Origin of the sequence: Bacillus paramobilis (assembly GCF_038096195.1) — a bacterium.
Lineage (GTDB): Bacteria > Bacillota > Bacilli > Bacillales > Bacillaceae_G > Bacillus_A > Bacillus_A mobilis.
On record NZ_CP151108.1, the window covers coordinates 2,154,452 to 2,177,310 of the forward strand.

At 33.1% G+C, this 22,859-nt stretch carries 18 protein-coding genes and 3 pseudogenes; 17 read left to right on the plus strand and 4 right to left on the minus strand.

Translation table 11 applies throughout. The annotated features are described in order from the left end of the window. The first annotated feature begins 213 nt into the window (after positions 1–213). The 4 genes from AABL52_RS11170 to AABL52_RS11185 all read left to right on the plus strand — a co-directional run bounded on the left by AABL52_RS11170 (position 214) and on the right by AABL52_RS11185 (position 6,498). The gene (locus tag AABL52_RS11170; RefSeq protein WP_341519388.1) at positions 214–795 is read left to right on the plus strand and encodes a TetR/AcrR family transcriptional regulator; all 582 of its coding nucleotides are present in this window, start codon (positions 214–216) and stop codon (positions 793–795) included. Positions 796–1,228: 433 nt separating this feature from the next. Next, the gene (locus tag AABL52_RS11175; RefSeq protein ID WP_073515638.1) at positions 1,229–3,004 is read left to right on the plus strand and encodes an S-layer homology domain-containing protein; all 1,776 of its coding nucleotides are present in this window, start codon (positions 1,229–1,231) and stop codon (positions 3,002–3,004) included. 289 nt (positions 3,005–3,293) lie between these two features. Then, positions 3,294–4,028: a DnaD domain-containing protein gene (locus AABL52_RS11180; RefSeq protein WP_341519389.1), complete on the plus strand. Its 735-nt coding sequence runs from the start codon at positions 3,294–3,296 to the stop codon at positions 4,026–4,028. A gap of 79 nt (positions 4,029–4,107) precedes the next feature. Next, positions 4,108–6,498 carry a penicillin acylase family protein gene (locus AABL52_RS11185; RefSeq protein WP_341519390.1) on the plus strand — a complete coding sequence of 797 codons (2,391 nt, stop codon included), beginning with the start codon at positions 4,108–4,110 and terminating at the stop codon, positions 6,496–6,498. 289 nt (positions 6,499–6,787) lie between these two features. Here the strand turns inward: AABL52_RS11185 and AABL52_RS11190 are convergent. After that, a pseudogene (locus AABL52_RS11190) lies at positions 6,788–7,042 on the minus strand (DUF4878 domain-containing protein); the annotation flags it as partial. A gap of 251 nt (positions 7,043–7,293) precedes the next feature. On the opposite strand from AABL52_RS11190, the gene AABL52_RS11195 reads away from it, so the two are divergent. The 4 genes and pseudogenes from AABL52_RS11195 to AABL52_RS11210 all read left to right on the plus strand — a co-directional run. Beyond that, complete coding sequence (locus AABL52_RS11195) at positions 7,294–8,121, plus strand: helix-turn-helix transcriptional regulator (RefSeq protein WP_341519391.1); 828 nt, start codon at positions 7,294–7,296, stop codon at positions 8,119–8,121. A gap of 292 nt (positions 8,122–8,413) precedes the next feature. Then, on the plus strand, positions 8,414–8,653 hold the full coding sequence (locus AABL52_RS11200; protein ID WP_078205579.1) for a cupin domain-containing protein: 240 nt from the start codon (positions 8,414–8,416) through the stop codon (positions 8,651–8,653). Positions 8,654–9,388: 735 nt separating this feature from the next. Next, entirely contained in the window at positions 9,389–10,660 is a 1,272-nt protein-coding gene (locus tag AABL52_RS11205) for a tripartite tricarboxylate transporter TctB family protein (RefSeq protein ID WP_341519392.1), read from the plus strand. Between the two features lie 205 nt (positions 10,661–10,865). Then, positions 10,866–11,233: pseudogene (locus AABL52_RS11210) on the plus strand (nitrilase-related carbon-nitrogen hydrolase); the annotation flags it as partial. Between the two features lie 210 nt (positions 11,234–11,443). Here the strand turns inward: AABL52_RS11210 and AABL52_RS11215 are convergent. Continuing rightward, entirely contained in the window at positions 11,444–12,097 is a 654-nt protein-coding gene (locus tag AABL52_RS11215; protein WP_341519393.1) for a YczE/YyaS/YitT family protein, read from the minus strand. Positions 12,098–12,195: 98 nt separating this feature from the next. On the opposite strand from AABL52_RS11215, the gene AABL52_RS11220 reads away from it, so the two are divergent. Then, a complete protein-coding gene (locus AABL52_RS11220) occupies positions 12,196–12,648 on the plus strand; it encodes a MarR family winged helix-turn-helix transcriptional regulator (RefSeq protein ID WP_341519394.1) in 453 nt (150 codons plus the stop codon). A 50-nt stretch (positions 12,649–12,698) separates the two neighbouring features. Continuing rightward, the gene (locus AABL52_RS11225; protein ID WP_341519395.1) at positions 12,699–13,142 is read left to right on the plus strand and encodes a GNAT family N-acetyltransferase; all 444 of its coding nucleotides are present in this window, start codon (positions 12,699–12,701) and stop codon (positions 13,140–13,142) included. Positions 13,143–13,340: 198 nt separating this feature from the next. Here the strand turns inward: AABL52_RS11225 and AABL52_RS27135 are convergent. Further along, a pseudogene (locus AABL52_RS27135) lies at positions 13,341–13,693 on the minus strand (alpha/beta fold hydrolase); the annotation flags it as partial. A 145-nt stretch (positions 13,694–13,838) separates the two neighbouring features. Continuing rightward, positions 13,839–15,197: a PLP-dependent aminotransferase family protein gene (locus AABL52_RS11235; RefSeq protein WP_341519710.1), complete on the minus strand. Its 1,359-nt coding sequence runs from the start codon at positions 15,195–15,197 to the stop codon at positions 13,839–13,841. A 501-nt stretch (positions 15,198–15,698) separates the two neighbouring features. Between AABL52_RS11235 and AABL52_RS11240 the strand changes: the two genes are divergently transcribed. From AABL52_RS11240 to AABL52_RS11265, 7 genes are all read left to right on the plus strand, one after another. Continuing rightward, on the plus strand, positions 15,699–17,864 hold the full coding sequence (locus AABL52_RS11240) for a peptidoglycan D,D-transpeptidase FtsI family protein (RefSeq protein ID WP_423250474.1): 2,166 nt from the start codon (positions 15,699–15,701) through the stop codon (positions 17,862–17,864). Between the two features lie 407 nt (positions 17,865–18,271). Beyond that, the gene (locus AABL52_RS11245; RefSeq protein WP_341519397.1) at positions 18,272–18,502 is read left to right on the plus strand and encodes a hypothetical protein; all 231 of its coding nucleotides are present in this window, start codon (positions 18,272–18,274) and stop codon (positions 18,500–18,502) included. Positions 18,503–18,769: 267 nt separating this feature from the next. After that, positions 18,770–19,090, plus strand: coding sequence for an ArsR/SmtB family transcription factor (locus AABL52_RS11250; RefSeq protein WP_341519398.1), 321 nt, complete (start codon positions 18,770–18,772; stop codon positions 19,088–19,090). A gap of 48 nt (positions 19,091–19,138) precedes the next feature. After that, positions 19,139–19,642 (plus strand): DUF3902 family protein, encoded by a 504-nt coding sequence (locus AABL52_RS11255; RefSeq protein ID WP_341519399.1) that lies wholly within the window; start codon positions 19,139–19,141, stop codon positions 19,640–19,642. Between the two features lie 100 nt (positions 19,643–19,742). Beyond that, the gene (locus AABL52_RS27140; RefSeq protein WP_167496993.1) at positions 19,743–19,877 is read left to right on the plus strand and encodes a polysaccharide deacetylase family protein; all 135 of its coding nucleotides are present in this window, start codon (positions 19,743–19,745) and stop codon (positions 19,875–19,877) included. A gap of 95 nt (positions 19,878–19,972) precedes the next feature. Beyond that, positions 19,973–21,286 (plus strand): D-alanyl-D-alanine carboxypeptidase family protein, encoded by a 1,314-nt coding sequence (locus AABL52_RS11260; protein WP_341519400.1) that lies wholly within the window; start codon positions 19,973–19,975, stop codon positions 21,284–21,286. 383 nt (positions 21,287–21,669) lie between these two features. Continuing rightward, positions 21,670–22,845 (plus strand): MFS transporter, encoded by a 1,176-nt coding sequence (locus AABL52_RS11265; protein WP_341519401.1) that lies wholly within the window; start codon positions 21,670–21,672, stop codon positions 22,843–22,845. The last annotated feature ends 14 nt before the right edge of the window (positions 22,846–22,859 follow it).

Here is a 22,859-nt window from a genome sequence, read left to right on the forward strand (position 1 = left end):
CTTTTTGTATTATTGAAAATAACGTACCGAACGGTATGTTATTTATAAGTAAAATATAATCTCGAAGAAATATATATGTCAAGTTTGTTTTGAGTTAATTATGATTTTTTTGACATGTCGTTTATAATCTAATACGATATATAATATACCGATTGGTACATAAATGATGATGTATAGTCTTAATAACTAGATGTAGAAAGGAGATGGTTTTAAATGGCGCGACTACGTGAATTTGATGAAGAAAAGGCTTTAGATGCTGCTATGCAACTTTTTTGGGAGAAGGGATACGCAGCTACTTCATTAAGTGAATTAACTGCAAAAATGGAAATACAAAAGCCGAGTTTATATTCAGCCTTTGGTGATAAAGAGGGATTATTTGAAGCGGCATTAAGGCGATACACAAATTTACATGCGGCTAATATACGAATAAAACTTCAAAACGAACAATCTGTAAAAGAAGCTATTCGGGCGTTTTTTGAAGATATGGTGGAAGAGGAATATAAAAAAGATTTCAGTAAAGGCTGTTTTTGCATTAACACAATGGTTGAACTTGCTCCTCATAATGAAAAATTTGAAGTACTGACTAGAGAACATCAAATGTATCTTACAGTTATTTTTCAAGAATTAATTACGAAAGGAATTCGATCAGGAGAACTACAAAATGATTTGAACGCTAAAGCATTAGCGCAAACATTAGTCACGTCCTTAATTGGATTAACGGTGTTAATGAAATCACGCCCAGAACGTTCCGTTATAGATAATTCGGTATCTATAATAGTATCTTTACTAAAATGACTTTTGTAGAAATGTATTTCAATGTTAGTGAGTAAAATAAGAGTAATCTTTTCCATATAATAACTCCTTTCAATGTGAAAATATTGATATTTAAAAATGGGGAAAGTATACAGCAATAGGATTGATTAATAGATACATAATAGTTATGAAAAATCATAAAGATCCTTCTTGTTGAAGAAAATCAGTAAAAGGTATCCTAATCTATTTTTTGAGAAGTAGTGGAGTGTAAGGTGGATAAGTGCTTTTGACGGCAATTGCAATTGGTTTTAAAATAATGTCTGTTAAGGAATTTTATAGAAACTATCATTCACCTGCTGGGGAAAGTATTTATAAAAGGGTGAAATAAACATAGTAGATTTATAGTCTTTCACTAATTGGAAAATAAAGGGGGGTTAAGATGCTTACACGAACTGTGTAGGTATTTCATACAGCAATGAATATTAAAAAACGAGTAATCACACTATCAACAAGTTTAGTAATGTTAGGGAGCGCACCTTTAGTGATATCAGCAGAAGAGAGTAAACACCCTCAAGCTGATCAACTTCGTATCGCACAAGGAGAACGTGGAACGAACGGATTAAGTTATTCTGATTTCAATCTAGAAACTCCAGATTACATGCAAATTAATGAAGCGGAAGTATCAGAAAACGAGAAAATTCTCCTAGAAGAATATAAGCATAAACATGATGAAACTGAAGAGTTACATAAAATGAAAGAAGCGAAAAAAGGTCAAGTAGCGGAAGAAGAAGCTATTTCAAATATTGAAAAGGCATTTGAACATGTAGACGGTCGAAATGATGGTTCTACTCGCGAAATGAAGCCAGTCGAAAAACCAAGAGCGATTCAGTATAGTGCATCGATGACTACAAAGAAATATGGAACTCTTGCAGGTACTCCGTTTGTAGAGTGGATTGTTCCAGCAGGAAACCCTGATATTCGCCCTGCCAATCCGATGAAAGCACGTTACATTACAATTCACGAGACTGCAAACACAGCTCGTGGTGCGAATGCTGAAAATCATGCGAAATACTTGTATAAACAAGCAACGGAAGGTACGTTCCGAACTGCTTCATGGCATTTTACTGTAGACGATAAACAAATTTATCAGCACTTACCAACAAATGAAAACGGTTGGCATGCAGGAGATGGTGATGGCTCAGGAAACAGAGAATCTATTGGGATTGAAATTTCTGTTAACCAAGATGGAGATTACAATAAAGCGTTAGAGAATGCGAAGCGACTTGCAGGTTACTTAATGAATAAAGAAGGAATTAGCGCGGATCACATTTACAGGCATCAACAATGGAGCGGAAAAAACTGTCCTGATATTTTAATTTCTCGTGGGAATTGGACTGGCTTCGTACAAGGTATTCAATGGTATGCAAATGTGAACGCACAAATTGACTCGCCTTTACAAGAAAGAAACGAGCTATTTGATTCAAATGAATTTAATCCAGCTGAACCTAGCATGGAGCTAGTCGTGAATGGTGATGGTATAAACATACGTAGCGGCGCAGGAATTGAACATCCTACCGTTCGTAAAGCTTCAAACGGAGACCGTTATAAAGTGCTAGCAGTTAAAAACGGTTGGTACAAAGTAGGAAATGGAGAATGGATTTTCTACAATCCGAGTTGGATTAAAATTAATTACAATGTACCAAAAGAAGAAGTACAAAAGCCAAAAGATGATATTACAGGTGGATGGTTTGAGGGACATATTCGTAAACTACACAGTCTAGGTATTATGCACGGAGAAGGAAATGGTGTATTTGCGCCTTATCGTAATGTAACGAGAGCTGAGTTTGCGACATTAATCTCAAATGCTCTTAAACTACCAGAAGGAAATAAGTTATTTGTAGATATTAACAAAGCGCACCCATCACTTCATGACGGTATTAAACGTAGTGCAAGTGCAGGAATTATTAGCGGCCGTGGCGGGGGGATTTTTGACCCGAATGCGCCAATCACTCGTGAAGAAGCATCTATCATGATTGACAACGCATTACAGTATAAAGGTGTTACAGGTGAATTAGTTGCATTACCATTTCGGGATAAACATTTGATCACATATAAACAGCCTGTTCAACGATTATACAGCTTACAGGTAGTTACTGGTGTTGGAAATAATGAGTTTAATCCTAAAGGTACAACAACTCGTGGTGAGGCAGCTGCCTTTTTAGTGAAGATGTTAGATGCAAGTCAAAAATAGAAAGAATGGTAAAGGAGCTTTCCAAAATGAGAATTTGGAACAGCTCCTTTTTATTTTAGCCCCTATGAAGCCCCTTCCAAGCCCCTCATAAGCACCTACCAAGTAATAAATCACTAAGAAAAAACAAAACAAAAACAACTACAAGAACAAAAAGCGCGAAAAAATAAAACCGTCGTTGTAGTAGTTAAAAAAATTTGAAATTCAAACGCAAAAACAAAGCCCTCATTCCTATATGTATATGGAAGGATTGAAATTTGTCTTTTTATGAATAAAAGGAGGAGGGAAATAGATGGCGGTATACCGTAATGTGCAGGTGAACTTTTGGCAAGATGAATTCATATTAGATTTAACGCCAGAGGAGCGTTATTTTTACATATATTTGTTAACTGGTACAAAAACGAAGCAATGTGGAATTTACGTATTACCGAAGCGTGTGGCAGAACTGGAAACAGGCTACAGTATGGAAACTGTTGAGAAATTGTTGAACAGGTTTATTGAATACGGAAAGATTTTATACGATGCAGAAACGAAAGAGTTATACATACTAAATTGGCTACACTATAACCCTATTTTAAATACGAACGTAGAGAAGTGTGTATTGCGTGAGTTAAAGACTGTGAAAAATAAAGAGTTTATACATATGTTATTACGTAAATGTCTGGAAGAAGAATGGAAGATTCCATTGTTATTGCAGCACTTTGGAATGCCGAAGGAAGAGGGTAATAGTAGTTTACAAGAAATTGTTGAGGAGAAGGAAGAGATAGAAGAGGATACTTCGCATAGTGAAGTGTATAAGTTTTACGAACAACATATAAGTAGTCTATCCCCATATATCGTGAAGGAATTGAAAGAGTGGATACAAAAATTTTCAGGAGAGACAGTACTAGAGGCACTTAAAATTGCGTTTGAACAGAATAAGCGAACGTTTGCTTATGTGAAGGGGATTTTGAGAAAGTGGTTTAAGAAAGGACGGGGGGATTTCCGTGGAAGAAAGGAAGGAGAAGTCTGTTCACATGATCCATAACAAGAGAAAAGAAGGATCTTTCCTGTTCAAAAAGGTTCTTTTCAAATAAAAGCGAATTGTTTGAGAAAGGAGGGGTTATATGGAAGTCGTCATAAAGAAGAAACGAACTAGAGGTAAGAGAATTTTTATATGGTCTAGTAGTATCGTTCTTTTGTTAGTTATTTGTACAGTAATTTTTTTAAACATATATACGCTGAGATCTGTGCCAAAGATTGATGGGACGATAAAGCTAGAGGACCTGCAACGTGCTGTTCAGGTAAAGCGGGATAGTAAAGGGGTACCGCATATTAAAGCGGAAAATGCACATGATTTATATTTTTCGCAAGGGTATGTACAAGCGCAAGATCGTTTGTTTCAAATGGATTTAAGTAGAAGGCAAGCTTCTGGGATGTTGAGTGAAGTTGTAGGGGAAGCAGCTGTTGATCGAGATAAGTTGTTTCGAACGCTCGGTTTACGGAGAGCAGCCGAAGCGTCTGTTAGTCAATATGACGGAGAAGCGAAATATGCCCTGCAGTCATTTGCTGATGGGGTGAACGCTTTTATACGCGAGGCAAAAGAGGAAAAGAAATTGCCAGTTGAGTTTACTATATTAGGCTATGAACCTGCTGAATGGTCCATTATTGATACGTTAACGATTGGAAAGTATATGGCGTTTGATTTAGGTGGACATTGGCACGGACAGGCATTTCGATATTGGGCGCTGAAAAATTTACCGAAAGAGCAAGCAAATGAGCTATTTCCTACATATCCGAAAGATGCGCCTAGATTGCTGGCTGAACTGAAAAATACAAATGTGGACGTAGCGCAAAGTTTTGCAAAAACAATCATTCCGCCAGAGTTTAATGGTAGTAATAACTGGGTCATAAGCGGTGAGAAGAGTGCGTCTGGTAAGCCAATCTTAGCGGATGATCCTCATTTATCTCTTGCGACGCCTTCAATTTGGTATCAATCAAAACTTGAAATGAAAGATTTGAATGTGAGTGGCGTTATTTTCGCAGGAGTACCAGGTGTTATATTAGGTCACAATGACAAAATAGCATGGGGTGTTACGAATACTGGCCCTGATGTGCAAGACTTATATATTGAGAAGAGAAATCCTAATAATGAAAATGAATTTTTGTATAACGATAAGTGGGAGAAAGCCACAGTTGTTGATGAATCCATCAAAGTAAAAGGCGGGAAAACAATTCCGTATAACGTGACGGTTACGAGGCATGGTCCAGTCATTTCAGAGTTTGCGGATAAAGGGAAAGAGAAAACGAAAACCGTATTTGCTTTGAAATGGACTGCTTTGGAACCTTCCGCTGAATTAAAGGCTGTATTAAATATGAATAAAGCGAAAGATTGGAATGAGTTTGAAACGGCACTTCAAGATTTTCATACACCAACTCAAAACTTTGTATTTGCATCAAATGATGGCACAATTGCTTATAAAGCGAACGGAAATATACCAGTGCGTAAAAAAGGAGATGGGAGTTTACCAGTACCAGGATGGACAGATGAATATGAGTGGGAAGGGTATATCCCATATGATCAACTCCCAAAAGTAATAAATCCAAAACAAGGGTTTATTTCAACGGCGAATAATAAAATTGTGGATGATCATTATCCATATCATATTAGTAATACGTGGGCGCAGCCATATAGACAAATGCGTATTCAAGAGTTTTTACAAGAGAAGGAAAAGTATACGGTGAAAGATTTAGAAGAGTTACAGATGGATCAAAAAAATTTATACGGGAAAGAATTTGCTCCTATATTGTTAAAAGAGTTAAATAAAGCATCTTTAAATGAAGTAGAGAAAGAAGGCGTAAAACAATTAGCAAAATGGAATTTTTATGATAGTAAAGATGAAGCGGCACCATTACTATTCCATTTATTAATGAAAGAGATTTCGAATACGTTATTTTCAAAAGAAATACCGAAAGATGTGATGGAGTTATTTGAAGGGAAGTCACAAGTTGTTGATGAATTGATTCGAAAAGAAGTAGCGGGAGAAAAGAGCGCTTGGTTTACGAAGTACGGAGGATTCACGAAAGTTGTGCATACATCGTATGAAAATGTAATGAAGAAATTACAGAAGGAATATGGACCAGATGTTGGGGAGTGGAAGTGGGGCGATTACCATCAACTAGCGTTCACACATCCAATTTCAAAATCATCTAGTATATTAGCACTACTTGCATTTAATCGCGAAAAACCAGTTCCAATTGGCGGAAGCCAAGTTACCGTTCAAGCAGCGAGTTACGGAGAAAACGGTATTGTTAATCATGGAGCTTCTTGGCGATTCGTTATTGATACGAAAGATATGTCAAACGGTTATCATATCGTAGGGCCAGGACAATCGGGACATTTTAGAAGCGATTGGTATCATGATCAAATCGATGATTGGGTAAATGGAACGTATCATACGACTACATTGAATACGGATGGGATAGAGGGGAAGGTGTTAACTTTAGAGCCGAAGTGATGGAGTGTTTTTGTTTGTGGAGGGGACTAGTAATAATCTTTTTGATAATGAAAGCGTATCATTTAGAACATAACCTAGTTCTTAAATAATTTTAACAGCCAGCCTACTATCATTTAATTTGATAGTAGGTTGTTTCCATATTCGAAATCGTTGTCTACATAGAATGTTTTGGAATAAATGAAGCAAAGCCAATGATGTTTAACATTGTGCAAGAATTAGATATCTACGTGATTTTGAAGAAGAAGATTGAGGGAACTAAAAAAACGGTCTAGAATTCTAGACCGTTTTTTTATGATTTACTAATTTTCCAACCATCATCCGTTTTCTCAAGTTCAATTACGATTACTTTTTTAGGATTACCTTTATATGCAGCATCAACAGTTACTGTAGCAATTTCATTTTTCTCTTCGACTTTTCGAATTTTATAGCTTTTAAGATCCTTGCTAACCGATTTCATTAGGTCTGCATTTCCGCCCACAAAAGCAACGATTTTCTTCGCTTCAGGAGTGAATAACTCGCCAAAATCTTTAACATTTCCTTCTTTTGTACCCTTGTTTCGTCATTTTTCTAGGCCATCCAACTTGACAAATGTTTTTTTATCAAACTACAATGAAAATCATTATCAATAATATAGGGAGGATACTTTTGTAAATAAATGAAAAACAATATATTTATAGGTTAGTAGCCAGATCTTGTTAAGTCGTATGTACTATTTTTAGTTTAGCGTTACCCAGAATGTACACCAATTAATCTCGCGAATTACAAGAAAACTATTATTGAAATGAGGCGTGCATTATGAAGTTGGACGTGAATGAGTTAGCAGAGTATCTTTCTAATAATCCTTTCCGAGTAGAAGGAGTATATCGTTATGCTAAAAATCCAGGTGTGCCTTGTGCTGAGTCTACAGATTCTTTTCCAGGATTTGTATTTCCACTTACAGGAAAGACGCAATTTCAATTTAATGGTACGCCGTATATCCTTTCCCCAGGAAAAGTTATACATGGGGGTGCAAAAATGACATTAGCCCATAAAATGCTTGGTGAAATAAACTGGGAATATATTCTTGTTTTATATCGGATAAGCAATTCAGAACGAGAAGACTCTGGCTTTACTCATCAGCATTTTGAATTATTAACAGGACAATCTCCTCGTCTTGTCGAATTACTTATGCGTCTTTGGGATGTGTATAATCAGCGTGGAGGCATTTCGATGTTTCAGACCGAAATGCTGTTTCGCGAAGCGTTGAATGAAGCTTTATTAAGTGTTGTCAATAGAGAAAACAACTATGAGTCGCATACTTTATTCGAACGAATATCTAGTTATGTCCGAAAATACTACTATAAGGATATTGCGATACATACACTTACAGAACAAAATAATGTTAATAGAAATCGTCTTTCTTACGTGTTTAGAAAGCATGCAGGTATGGGGCCAGCAGAATATTTATTGAACTATCGTATAAAGATGGCTCAAAAAATGTTATGTACAAGTAGTGTGCCTGTACAACAAATTGCGCAGGCTGTTGGAATTGCAGACCCTTTTTATTTTAGTAGAGTTTTCAAGAAACGAGTGGGCATTTCGCCTACTAAATATCGTGAGAAGTTCATCAATAATCCATACTAATGTCAACAGAGGTCCATTCTTATTTGAAAATCACTGTTCTATACTTATGGAGAGTTAAAGGAAACATTGGATTGAAAGAACTTTCATTGAAATCACTCCTTTGTACTATCTGAATGAAAAATTCTGGCCGGAGCATTTTCTTTTTAAGTGTAATGACGACTTTTTACTTAGATTACTGTAATATAGTGGAAGTTAAAAATGAGGAGGGATTATTATCCATTACCAACCTATTAAACTAAATGAAGAATTATCTAAAATTAACGATTATTGGTATCCACGAGTGATTGGTGAAATGAATGATGATCAAATTCAGCTTTTTAAAGCTAATGGAGATTTTATATGGCATGAGCATCCTAATACGGATAAGCTATTTATTGTGCTTGAAGGGGAGATGTTCATCGATTTTCGTGATGGACAGGTGAAAATTTCTAAGGGCGAGATGTTTATTGTCCCGAGAGGCGTTGAGATTAAACCTTTCACTGAAAAGGAATCCCACATCATGTTGGTAGAGCCTAAAAGGGAAATGGATTGATAATTGTATCTAATGTTTCATTGGCAGATAAGAAAGTGTAGATACAATTGAGAAGTTAGGATTTAAATGCTCTATTATGGAATAAAGCATGCATCTTTAATTGATATTCTATTATAGAAATATTATGCAGTAACCTTTTCCTTATTAATTCGCTCGTATTCCTATTCTAATATCTAAAATAAAAATACATCACTATTAAATAGTGATGCATTTTTATTTTAGAAAGAATCGTTGTACGTAGCTGTACGAAAATGAGGTTCTCTTTAATTAATAGATTTTGTATTGAAAATCGTATTCAATATATGTAACTACAACGATTTATTTATAGCAAAGTCATACTTATGAAATTTATAAGAGAATCAATTACTGGCAGGCTAGCCTATCTATCTTGTCTATTTTTTATGTACTATGTATTTAGTTCTGTAAATCTATAGAATTTTAGTTTAGAGTTTCTTGTCCCAATTAAGTTCCCAAAATGAAAGTTTAGAGTTTCTTGTCTTTGTATGTAAAAAGACATTCATGAAGGATCTACTTTCTTGTCTAAAAAATATCAATTTTCATGTTCTTGTACAGTTATTTCTTTTATTGTTAAAAATATAGTTATCTAAATAGAATTCCTATTTGTATTTCATAAAAAAATATCACCACTTCCTTATTACATCATATAAGGTTATTATAATAACTGGAGTATTAATATTTACTAAGTTAATTATTGTAGGGAGAGAACTTAATAGTATGGACATTTTGATAACAATTTTAATGTTTGCTTCAATCAGTTTATTAGTATACTCACTAATACAAAAAATAAGAAAAAAACCAGCTATCATATGGCTGAAAATCGCTGGTATATCATTCGGTCTTGCTTTAATCATATCTGGATTTTCTGTTGGAGTAAGAGGTGGATTTGCCGCAATAACGTTTATTATTGGAGCATGCACTACAGTAAAACTAATTTTACAATTTGTAAAAAAACAATCCGGAAAATTAAAAACTTTCATTGTGGTTCTTATTGCATTTACCACATATACCATACTAGACAATGTAATTCCATATAGTACAAGTGTTGAAAGTAGCGATGGAAATGTTACAAGTCAAAAGAAACCTGCTGTAGATGTGGGGAAAGTAGATGCGAAAGAAGAATCTAGAGAACCTACTCACAAACAGTATAGCACGGAAGAAATTAAATCATTGTTTACTATCGGTATGAGTATAAAGGAATTTGAAGAAAAAAAAGAAGACAGCAAGTTAAAAGTTCGAAACTATAACAATTACGATCCAGCTGGATTATACACATTTGATACTAAAGATGGGCAAATTGTAGTAGTGGTATTAAATGCAAAAGAGGTTATTAAAGTTGAAACGTTAACTGACGAAGCTTCTTTAGGAAATTTCATTAAAGATGAAGAAAATAGAATGAATGAAGAAAAAAGAGTTGCAAAAGAAGAAGCTGATAGAAAGCTAAAAGAATCATACGAAAATAGTAAACAGAAATTAGAAGGATCTGGTGATTCTGTCACAAATAAAGTTAATCTAAAGTCAGGTTTGGCTTTTTTTGATTTTAATAATGCAGGTTCAAGAAACTTTATAATACATTTAAAAGATTCTAGTGGCAAAGATGTTGGATTGTTAGTAAATACAATAGGTAGTTATAAAGGGAAGGTATCAGCTACGATTCCGGCTAGTGGGGAATATTATTTAGAAGTGAAATCGAGTGGCGATTGGAATGTAGCAATAACGCAAGAAACACCACTTGTATCAGAATCGGTTCCAGGGACAATTAACGGGCATGGTGATGATGTAGTATTCATTAATATCCCAAGTGGAAATCATATTGTTAAGTTAAAACATACAGGTTCAAGAAACTTTATTATTAAAGTGAATGATCAGAATTTATTAGTCAATAAAATTGGTTCTTATGAAGGTTCTTCTTCTCACGTTTTCAAAGATTCAGGGATGTATAGTTTTGGAGTAAAAGCAGATGGAGATTGGAGCATTACAATAGAATAGTACTATAAGGGTGGCCACAAATATAGTTATAGCTTTAAAATGAAGTTTAAATTAAAAACCTTCGTTAAATTTAATGAAATATTGATTTAAGAAGTTTTTTGGGAATCTTAGATTAAACCCTTGTATAAAAACTAATTTTATATGTCTAACACGAGAATCTATTTTGATTAATCTTTTTTCAAAATGGATTCTTTTTCTTTATCGTAAAACATGTTTTTATGCAAAAGGCGTTCAAATCTATATTGCAGCGGAAGGACGATGCTTCGTTTTATCTTGTAATCAATATGTTAATAAAGATATGTATCCTGTCGATTTAGCCTGTTATGAAGACTTACTATCCTCTCCTGATGAGATGTGTCCTGGGGGGAGTGCAATTGTTGGTCCTTTAGGGGAATATATTAAAGAACCTGTTTTTGGAAAAGAAGATATTCTCATAGCAGATCTTGATTTACGAGATATAGCATACAGTCAATTTGATTTTGATGTAGTAGGTCATTATTCAAGACCAGATGTATTTCAACTCTTAGTAAACAAGGAGAAAAAAAGAACGTAAAATGGGAAAGGTATGAATGAATAATAAAATTGTTTACTTTTGATCTGAAAAATAAGAGCCATAGTACATTTGAAATGTAATATGGCTTCTAATTTTGAATACTCACTTGCTCTCCCTATTGTAAATAATTTCGAGTCTGATATATCAGTATTGTTTACTTTATCGTATACGTGAAACAATGTACTTACATTAACGGAACAGGTTAATTAAATAAGTAGAACAAAACCATCCTATGTAGGATGGTTTTGTTCTTTATCATAAATTTTTGAGGTGGAAGTGTCTATTAATAGGTGTTCTACTATGTTTTTAGTGATTGGTATAAAGTAATTAAGTATTATTCCTCCTAAACAGACAGTTAATAAAGTTCCAATGCCAATTGGACCATTAAAAATAAATGCCACAATCAAGAATATGAGATAAATAAATGTTCTGGATAAAAATATATTTGTTCTAGTTAATTCTTGTATGATTAATGTCAATCTGTCTACTGGAACCGCTGCAAAATTTGTGTGTAAATAAATTGCGGTGCCAAATCCTATAACAACTAGGCCGATTATAAAACAAACAATTTTACTATACCATAGTTCAGGTGATATCACATTTTTCAATAAGAATAGCCACATATCGATACCGATACCTGTTATAAAAGCTGTTAATATCCCCAAAACTTCAGGTCTTTGTTTTTTTAAAAATGAATTACAACCGATCAATATGAAAGCTAGAATGATTTCCCAACTGCCTACTGTTAGCCCCACGCTTTTGGATAGTCCCACCAAAAGTGCATCAAAAGGTGAAGTTCCAAGGTCTGATTGTATAGTGAGAAAAACACCAAAGGTTAATATTAAAATTCCTAATACATAAAGAACATATTTTACTTTACTCACCTCTTTATATTTTTATTGCAAATACAACAATAATGAGTTATGTTTAATATACAAGCTTTTTGTTGTATTTGCAATAAAAAACAGTTGAGGAGTTAATTATGAAAGAGATTCTTCGTGAAATTGGTAAGATTGCAAGAGCATTAGATTCTATTAGTAATATAGAATTTAAAGAATATGACCTCACAAAAGGGCAATATTTGTACCTTGTACGAATATGTGAAAAACCGGGAATCATTCAAGAAAAGTTAGCGGAGATGATAAAAGTAGATCGAACAACAGCTGCACGCGCTATAAAAAAACTAAAAATAAATGGATTCATCGATAAAAAAGATGATGAACATAACAAAAAAATAAAAAAACTTTTCCCAACAGAGAAGGGCAAGAATGTTTATCCTTTTATAAAAAAAGAAAATGATTATTCTAATATGGTTGCATTAAATGGATTTACAGAAGTGGAAATGGAGACCCTATTTAACCTTCTTCAAAGGGTGAGGGGAAATGTAGAAGTTGATTGGGAATTTGTTAAAAAAGGAAACAAAAGAAATTATTGATTATATAAATTTTTTTGCATTTGCAACAAAAAAACAAGAGGTGAAATTTTATGGGTTGGAATTTAAAGGAATTTGACGAGTTAACAAATATTGAACTATACAATCTTTTAAAAGAAAGAACTTTAGTTTTTGTGGTTGAACAAAATTGCCCTTACCCAGAAGTTGATGGTAAAGATCCTTTTTCATATCATCTTTTTAAAGAAAACAATGGAGAAATCATTGCATATTTAAGGATTGTACCTGCAGGTGTTTCTTATCAAGAAATTTCCATTGGAAGAGTCTTTGTAAAGAAGGAATATAGGGGACAAGGAATTGCAGAGGAACTTTTAAAAAAGGGGCTAGATTTTATCCAAAATGAATTAAAAGAAAAAACTGTTAAAATTCAAGCCCAAGATTATTTGAGAAAATTCTATAGTTCCTTTGGTTTTCAAACCATATCTGAAACATATTTAGAAGATAACATCCCTCACATCGATATGGTTTTACAAAGATAACAAAACTGATCATTATTGGGGGGCGTTAGAGTTATCTTAAGATGTAGAAGAGATTGTTAAGAGTTACACTTAAACAAACGGGTCGCTAGTTTAACACAAAAAATTAAAAATCGGTTCCTAAATATTGTAAAGGAATCGGTTTTTATGCTCCATTTAGCTTAACGTTGTAAATCCGCATTTTCCTGACACTCCTCCTACTAGTGGTAATGCCATTATCTTATTTAATATATTTACAAAAGGAATTGGTTTAACCAAAGCGCTTTTAATCATAGCAAAATCAATTAAATTTTGTTTCTTACTAAACATTGAAAGGGTTACTTGGGAACCTAAAGAGAAACTTTTGCCACAACAGACTTACCTTCTCTTTTTTCTTCTATTAATTTAATTATTTTCTCTGCTGCATGATCAATTGAAAATTTGTTCATCTTTTCTGCTATATCCATGTTCAGGTAGGTTAGGTCAAGAACTAAACAATGAAAATTTTGAAAGAAGTAATCAACTTGTTTCTCCCACATCCAATCACTTACTCCGCCACCATGTATATAAACCATCTTAGTTCAATAAGAAGTAAACAAACTTTATTGTCACTAAACAAAAGGGCCTATAATTAATTGGAAATATATAACAGTATCTACCTAATACGAAACTCAAAAAGACACCTTGAAATAAGGTGTCTTTTTGAGTTTCACATTAATATTAATTCCATATTATCATCTCTTTTTTCTTTTCCACCATATCTACTATACAAGCTGCTAATTCCCGAATCCCATATTCTATTTTATCTTTATTTACCTTGGAGATACTGATCCGAATGGCCTTTTGCTTACTTCCTTCTAAATACATTCGAGATGCATTATCTACATAAATGCGTTTTTCTTTTAACAAATCAATCAACTTGTCCATGTTTATATGTGAAGGTAAGAAAATAGTAAGATACAAACCACCTTGTGGTTTCGTAAATTCTATATAATCTGGTAAATAAGAAGAACAAGCATTTAATAAGGTATTCATTTTATTAATATACAATTTTTTAACATTATCTACATGATAATGAAACATGCCACTTTTTAGATAAATTTCTAAAGCACCTTGTGAGAGTGTCGATGTATTAAAATCAGAAACAAATTTATAATTTATAAATGAATCAACCATCGCTTCAGGTAGTATAACTGTTGCAATCCGTAATCCCGGTACAAAGACCTTCGAAAAACTTTTAACATAAATGACCCTTCCATTAGGTTCATATGCAAATAATGGATCTGCTTTTGAATTCTCATCAAATTCAGCCAAATAATCATCTTCTACAATGTAAACATCATACTTTTCTGCAAGAGCGACCATTCTTTTCTTATCTTCATTTGTATAATGATGGCCAAGTGGATTATGAAATCTTGGCATAGTATAAAAGAATTTAATATCTTCGTCTCGGAACAAAGCTTCTAGTTTACCAAAATCAATACCATCCATTGTTAAATCAATCCCTAGTATCTCGTTTTGATTTAACTGTAAGGTATTTATCATACCATAATAGGTAGGTTGCTCAATTAATACTTTTTTCTTTCCGTTTAAGAAAGGCATGATTGATAAGATATTTAACGCTTGTTGTGACCCCGAAGTAATAACAAGTCGCTCAGGCTTCGTAAACACTTGTGAATGATGTAAGTAATTTATTAACTCTTTTCTCAACGAGAGTAACCCTTGCGGCTCACTATAAGCGAATATTTGTATTTTATAATACTCGATTGCCTTGTTGATACAATGCTGAAAATCTTCATACGGCATGGTTCGTTCATCAGGACCTACAGACAAAAAATCTACATCATGCGTTTCATCAGGTACTATGTGTGTATGAACGACGTAATAACCACTTTTAGGTTTGGAATAAACAATATGTTGTTTTTCTAATTCTAATAATGCTTTTACAACCGTATTTTTACTACATTGAAATTGATCAGCCAATGTTCGGATAGAAGGTAATTTATCTCCAGCTTTAAAATGCTTATCTTCTATTTGTTGTTTCAACCATACTAAAATACCTCTATATTTTGAAATCATATAAATTCTCCCTGTAATCTGTACCACGACAGACATGAAATTCTACTATATAGAAAAAAATTATTAACAATTATAATCATATTTAATTAGCTTAAACAGTTTAATGATAATTATGATGTACATTCATGTATTTGTGAAGGGGGGATGAACATTAAAATTCTATGTTGTTACTTTTAAATCATCAAAACATTCAAACCTACCAAGAATTATAGTAAAAAAGAAAAGTTATGTTGAAAATATTGAGAAAGAAACAAAATGGATAAGAGGCGGACTATGGTGTAAAAGTGATTGATGTTACAAGCTAACATATAACATATAAATCATTTAATCGTTCAACTGTTTTAGTTCAACATATGAAATAAATTTGATAACCAATCCAAGTAGAATTTATGGTGTATGAATTACAAATGTGAGAATTTTTTCTGATTGAACATTTGTTACCAATTGTTTTAGTCACTCAGTAGTTAACATGCAATGTCAACAGTATTAAATGGAGGAGTTATGAAGAAACAGCAAGGAAAGAAACAAGAGAAGAAAATAAAAAATAATAAACAGAATAGACGTATATCTATCCGATTAAATATAATGTTTCTTTTCGTATTTTTACTATTTTCAGCTATTATTATTCAACTGGGAAAGGTGCAAATTATTGATGGTGAGACCTATAAGAATCAAGTGGAGAAAAATGAGAATGCGACAACGAGTATTCCAGTCCCACGTGGACATATTCTAGATCGAGAAGGAAACGCTGTTGTAAATAATCGTTTTATTCGCACGATTACGTATACAAGGTTAAAGAGTGTAACGAGTGATGATATTTTCAAAGTAGCAAATAACCTTGCAAAAGTACTTGAAATACCTGATAAAGATCTAAGTAAGTTAACTGAGACGGATAAAAAGGATTTTTGGATGCAATTAAATAAGAAACACGCGGAATCACTGGTCACAAAAAAAGACATAGAAAAATATAAAGAAAAAGGAATTGAAGGGAAAGAGCTAGATAAAAAAATAGAAGACTTAAGGCGAAGTCGTATAACAGAGGAAGAATTGGCAGAGCTAACAGCACAAGATTTAAAGGTATTAGCTATTAAAAGTAGAATGAGCTCAGGTTATCAATTAACACCTCAAATTGTGAAAAAAGATGCGACAGATGAAGAATATGCAAGGATAAGTGAACATCTCGCTGAATATCCAGGGGTAGATGCAACAGTTGATTGGGAACGTAATTATGTGAATGGGGAATTGTTCCGCTCTGTATTAGGAAATATTACAAGTAGCGAAGAAGGTTTACCAAAAGAAAATTTAGACTCATATTTAGTACGCGGATATAACCGAAATGAGCGTGTAGGGAAAAGTTATATTGAACAAAAATATGAAGATGTACTACATGGTACAAAAGAAGAAGTTAAATATATTACGAATAAATCAGGTAACATCATAAACACGGAGAAGGTTTCTAAAGGGAAAAGTGGCAATAGTTTAACACTAACAATAGATATGGAATTACAAAAGAAAGTAGAAGAAATTATAGAAAAACATTTGAGAGCATTTAAAACTTCAGAACCATTAATGGATCGAGCTTTTGTTGTCATGATGAATCCGAATAATGGACAACTTTTATCTATGGCGGGTAAAAAGATTGTACAAAAAGATGGGAATATAGAACTTCAGGATTTAGCATTAGGTAACATGACGACTTCATATGAATTAGGATCCTCTGTAAAAGGAGCTACGGTATTAACCGGATACCAGACAGGTGCTATTCAACCAGGAACGCAATTTTATGATGCGCCTATGAAGTTTAAAGGTACACGAGTTAAGAAATCTTGGAATGTATCTGGATTTGGTAGTATTAATGAATTGAGAGCTTTACAAGTATCTTCAAATGTCTATATGTTCCATACAGCTTTGAAAATAGCAGGAGTTAATTATGTACCAAATGGCTCGTTATCTATTAAACAAGAAGCATTTGATACAATGCGTTATTACTTTAAACAATTTGGTTTAGGAGTTCAGACAGGGATTGATTTACCGAATGAAATTACAGGACAAACTAGGAAAGTAGATAGTCAACCTGGATTTCTACTCGATTTCGCCATTGGACAGTATGATACCTATACACCATTACAATTGGCACAATATGTTTCAACTATTGCAAATGGTGGATTTCGAATGCAACCTCAAATTGTAAAAGAAATACAAGAACAACCAATAAAACAAGAAGAGGTTGCTAAAGTTATACGTTCTATAGAACCAGTGGTATTAAATCGAGTAGATATGAAGACTGAATATATTGATCGAGTAAAGGAAGGCTTTAGATGGGGATTTCAAGAAGGGGATGGAACGGGTGTAAAGTACTTCAAAAATGATCCATACAAGCCAGCTGGGAAGACAGGGACAGCCCAAACGGTTTATGGTGGAGATGACCCAATTGGGAGAAATGAAAAGGGAGAACGGATAGAGTGTTACAACTTAACATTAGTTGGATATGCTCCAAATGATAATCCGGAAATATCATTTTCAGTAGTAGTCCCGTGGCTAAAACATGATAATAAAGGAATCAATTCTATGATTGGAAAGGAAGTTATAGACGCATACTTTGACTTGAAAAAACAGCGTATAAATGGTGGTGCGCCTAGCATAGAATCACCAAATAAAAATCAGTAAAATTATAGTTTTCTTGTAAAAAGATATCCTTTACCAGGGTTAGAGAGACTCTGTTTATATAAAGTTCTTCTAAACTAAATAAAAAACATTAAAAATTAAAAGGAGAAATAGCAACTATCATTGTTACTATTTCTCCTTTTTTTATTTTGTAACGTCTAATGAAATGAAATGAAATCAAATCAATTCAAAGGAATATCATGATGTTCATTACCCAAAATTACTTATCTATTATTTGTCATTTTAATTATTCTAAATTGTACAGTTTTACATCTTACATGAATTCTGTACCATGACAGATACAAAAATCTGTCCTATAGATAAAGTTTGATATCAGTTAGAATCATAATTAATTAGCTTATTCAGTTTAAATATAAAGTACATTTTTGTATCTATAGAAGGAGGTGTGATTGAAAAACAATATAAGAACAGGAATGTTACTTGATGTTATTTGTTTTCGTTTAACACTACCTGTTACTAGAAAAGCTGTACCTTACTTTGGTGCGACAGTTGCTGGATTAAGTAGAACGGGCATTGTAGCAATAATACCCACGAAAAGGCCATTGATTATTGCGATTCGAACTGTATTAGCCTTTCCACTATTATCAACCTACACTATGAAATCGTTACCTGTATCATAAGGTGGCATTGCAATAGTTGGTAAGAATGGTTCTACGTTAAGAAGAAAGCGTACTATAAAAAGCATATACTTATAAATCAGGTAACAAGTTTATAAAAAGCTAATTAAATATTTCAGTTATAAGTATTATAAAAAATTCAATTGAGGAAAATGAAATACAAAAAAAATGAATGTTACAAGTTCACTCCACCCTTAATACGTGGGATCTTAAGGTGTATCTAGTTATTCATGAAAAGAAAATTGAAAGTTATGGAGGGACTAACAAGTAATGAATGATGAACAACTTACAGATATATTCAAGGCACTATCAAACAAAAATCGCTTAAGGATAGTACAACTGTTAAAAGATCCAGAAAAAAACTTCCCTCCTCAATTTCCTAATCAAAAAGGAGAAGAATTTCCAGGAGGAGTTTGTGCAGGGGATATACAAGATAAGATAGGTTGGGTTCAATCAACAACTTCTCGACATTTATCATCGCTGCAAAAGTGTGGCCTTCTAGAGAATAAAATTGTGGGAAAGTGGTCTTATTATCGAAGAAATGAAAAAGTAATTAAACAGTTAGATCGCTTCATTCGTAAAGTCTTGTAATACAAAAATTTTAATATAGTAAAAATTGTTTAAGGAAGTGAAGACATCATGAAATCAGCTCTAAATAAAATTATTATCTCCTTTATTTTTGCAGTAGGAGGGATGATTTTTCTTCTATTTAATTTAAAAGGAGAGCAAGATTGGATCTTAAGTTGGATAGGGGTATTACTGGCATATCTATCTTTGGCCATTTTAAATGATCTATATAATAAAACAGTTTATTACAAAACATTTCCTAAAATATTAAAAAGAATTTTGTTTATTTCTTTCAATGCTTCAGTATTAGGAATAGTAATCGGTATATCATACCAGCTATTAGGAAAATGGGATCTTAATATAATGATGTTTTATTGGATAATAATTTTATTATTACATCTAATTACTATATTTACATTAGGTACCCTAACACTTTTGAATTGTAATAATGAAAATTATAGCTTGCTATATAAATTTATTATACTTTTAAATATTTTCCTTACTTTAGGACCAGTATTATATCCAGTAGTTATAACTATTATTGGAAACGGAATAAACAGTAGTGCAGGGAATTAAATTTACAAACGTAAAATGAGTTTGTTAAAAAAATCTATTATCTAATAGGATGGTAAAAACTAAACAAGAAAATTAAAGAAATACAATAGGTAGATGAATTGTGTATTTAACCATTGATGCTGGATTAGGGAAATGTGCAGCCTACTTATTAGATATATTTAAGAAAAAGAATGTGGAAGCCACATTCTTTTTCATTGGAGATAATCTGAAAAAGTTCTCTTATTCCGTAAAGTAAGAACATATAGCGCACTAACAAAACTTATAAGGGATGGAATAAGATGCTCTATATGAAAGCACTCATTGAGCATAAAGATATTGGAGGTAATAGAAGTGAACGCTAGGTTTTGCAAGAGATTTATTGTAATAATAACAGTGCTTACATTATTTTGTAGCATGGTTGTTACGTCAGGTAGTGCATCAGCGGAGACATCGCCTGCTATAGACGTAAAAGCAGGATCAGCCATTTTAGTAGAAGCACATTCCGGGAAAATTTTATATCAAAAGAATGCAGATGAATCATTAGCAATTGCTAGTATGACAAAAATGATGAGTGAGTATTTAGTTCATGAAGCGGTGGATAAAGGAAAACTTAAGTGGAATCAAAAAGTTAGAATTTCTGAATATGCACATAAAATTTCCCAAGATCGCTCATTATCAAATGTTCCATTAGAAAATGGTGGCTCTTATACGGTATATGAGTTATATGAGGCAATGGTGATTTACTCAGCAAACGGTGCAACAATTGCTTTAGCTGAAGCGATTGCTGGAAAAGAAGTCGATTTCGTAAAAATGATGAATGCTAAGTCGAAAGAGTTTGGTATGAAAAATTATAAATTTGTAAACTCTACAGGCTTAACAAACTACGATTTAAAAGGACACTACCCCGAAGGGACAACTCCAGAAGACAATAATAAAATGTCTGCAAGAGATTGTGCGATTTTAGCACAACGTCTCATTCAAGATTTCCCAAATATATTAGATACAGCAAAAATCCCCAAAAAAACATTTCAGAAGGGCGGCAAGTATCCAATTGAAATGGTGAACTTTAACTGGATGTTAAAAGGTTTAATTAAGCAATACGAAGGTGTAGATGGCTTGAAAACAGGAACTACTTTAGAAGCCGGCGATTGTTTCACCGGTACAGTAGAAAGAAACGGCATGCGTTTAATCTCTGTAGTGATAAAAACAAACTCTCATACAGCACGTTTTGATGAAACAAAGAAATTATATGATTATGGGTTTGCGAATTTTGAAGTCAAGAAGGTTTATGAAAAAGACTCAGTGATACAAGGGCATGAAACAGTGAGAATAGGAAATGCAAAAGACAAAGATGTATTTGTTCAAGCAAAGCAAGCTGTTTCACTTCCAGTGCAAAAAGGCAACAAAGACGTTTATAAAAAAGAATTTAAAGTATTGAATGAAGAACAACAAGCACCTATTAAAAGAGGTGTAACAATTAGTCAAATGAATATATCGCCTCAAGATAGTACAGATCCTGGGTTCTTATCAGGCAAATCATTACAAGTAGATCTTGTAACAAAATATGAAGTAGAACAAGCAAATTGGTTTATACGCTCTATGCGGGCAATAGGATCTTTCTTTAGCGGTATGTGGAATAGTGCGGTTGATATAGTAAAAGGATAGCTTTATAGGATAAGAATAAATATTAGCAGAAAAGAAAAGGTTTTATAGTAGGATAGATTCTTTTATGAATGAAAGCTAATTCAGAAGAAGTGATTAAACATTTGGCGTAATAACTTATATAGTTATGTATGAGTTAAGTGAAGAATAGAGAAGTTGATTAAGTAATAGACAGTGAATTAAGAATGAAGTAAGCCAATTGCTAAAGAAAATCGATGAAATGTACTTTAGAGAATTTTTCTGAAATTAGTAGGAAACATTAGGGAGAAACATGTTACTGATAGAAAGTGGTCACAATATGTGAGCACTAGAGTTGTAACGCGGGAAACTAAGCTCTCGTCTCTTATTTATTAGAGACGAGAGCTTTTTAATTGGAGGTTAAAAGAATGCTTGAACAGAATAAAAAACTCACCTTAAATATTTTGCTTGGAAATCTGTTTATGGTTTCTTTAGGGCTTGGGTTAGTGATTCCTGTCCTCCCAAGGTTAATAAATGAACTTGATATCAGTGGTTCAACAGCTGGTTATTTAGTGGCTGTATATGCGATCACGCAATTTATTACGTCGCCTTTTTCAGGAAAATGGGTGGATCAATACGGTCGTAAGCCGACAATTATGTTAGGATTACTAATATTCGCTGTTTCTGAATTATTATTTGGACTTGGAAAAAATGTATATGTATTATTTGTTTCACGAATACTTGGAGGGTTCAGTAACGCATTCATTTTCCCTGCCGTTACAGCGTTTATAACAGATGTCACGTCTGAAAATAAGCGACCAAAGGCAATGGGCTATATGTCGGCAGCTATTAATACTGGATTTCTTATTGGACCAGGAATCGGTGGTTTTTTGGCTGACATCAATATGCGAATGCCTTTTTTTATAGCAGCCCTATTTGGAGCTTTTTCAGTAGTTTTTTCTTTTTTATTATTGAAAGAACCTAATGAATTCGAAGAAAAAAATGAGCAAAAAGAAATGGAGATAAAAGGGAATGAATATTTCAAACAGGTTTTTCAACCTATGTATATAATAGCTTTTTTAATCATTTTCATTTCCTCTTTCGGCTTAACTTCGTTTGAGTCTATATTGTCTTTATACGTTAACCATAAATTCAATTTTTCACCAAAAGAGATTGCTAGTGTCGTATCAGTTAGTTCAATTATTGGGATGATTGGTCAAATATTCCTTTTTGAACATTTTACCAAAAAAATAGGAGAAATTGCTCTTATTCGTTACTCTTTGGCACTGGCAGCTATATTTATATTTCTAATGACGGTTGCGAATTCATATGCAACAATTTTGTTAACCTCATTATTGTTATTTGTAGGATTCGATTTTATACGTCCATCCGTCACAACTTATTTATCAAAAATTGCAGGTAATCAACAAGGATTTGTCGGTGGGATGAACTCAATGTTCACCAGTATAGGAAATATTGGGGGACCAATTGTAGGTGGCACTTTATTTGATATAAATATAAATTATCCATATTATTTCGCAACAATAGTAATAATATGTGGAACCATTCTAACAACATTTTGGAAAAAACCAGTCAGTTTATAAGGATTATATAACTT

Coding starts and splice junctions, on each gene's coding strand:
- AABL52_RS11225 (WP_341519395.1), top strand. CDS start 12,699: ATGGGTTGGAATTTAAAGGAATTTGACGAGTTAACAAATATTGAACTA.
- AABL52_RS11195 (WP_341519391.1), top strand. CDS start 7,294: ATGAAGTTGGACGTGAATGAGTTAGCAGAGTATCTTTCTAATAATCCT.
- AABL52_RS11180 (WP_341519389.1), top strand. CDS start 3,294: ATGGCGGTATACCGTAATGTGCAGGTGAACTTTTGGCAAGATGAATTC.
- AABL52_RS11205 (WP_341519392.1), top strand. CDS start 9,389: ATGGACATTTTGATAACAATTTTAATGTTTGCTTCAATCAGTTTATTA.
- AABL52_RS11255 (WP_341519399.1), top strand. CDS start 19,139: ATGAAATCAGCTCTAAATAAAATTATTATCTCCTTTATTTTTGCAGTA.
- AABL52_RS11250 (WP_341519398.1), top strand. CDS start 18,770: ATGAATGATGAACAACTTACAGATATATTCAAGGCACTATCAAACAAA.
- AABL52_RS11175 (WP_073515638.1), top strand. CDS start 1,229: ATGAATATTAAAAAACGAGTAATCACACTATCAACAAGTTTAGTAATG.
- AABL52_RS11265 (WP_341519401.1), top strand. CDS start 21,670: ATGCTTGAACAGAATAAAAAACTCACCTTAAATATTTTGCTTGGAAAT.
- AABL52_RS11185 (WP_341519390.1), top strand. CDS start 4,108: ATGGAAGTCGTCATAAAGAAGAAACGAACTAGAGGTAAGAGAATTTTT.
- AABL52_RS11200 (WP_078205579.1), top strand. CDS start 8,414: ATGAATGATGATCAAATTCAGCTTTTTAAAGCTAATGGAGATTTTATA.
- AABL52_RS11235 (WP_341519710.1), bottom strand. CDS start 15,197: ATGATTTCAAAATATAGAGGTATTTTAGTATGGTTGAAACAACAAATA.
- AABL52_RS11240 (WP_423250474.1), top strand. CDS start 15,699: ATGAAGAAACAGCAAGGAAAGAAACAAGAGAAGAAAATAAAAAATAAT.
- AABL52_RS11220 (WP_341519394.1), top strand. CDS start 12,196: ATGAAAGAGATTCTTCGTGAAATTGGTAAGATTGCAAGAGCATTAGAT.
- AABL52_RS11170 (WP_341519388.1), top strand. CDS start 214: ATGGCGCGACTACGTGAATTTGATGAAGAAAAGGCTTTAGATGCTGCT.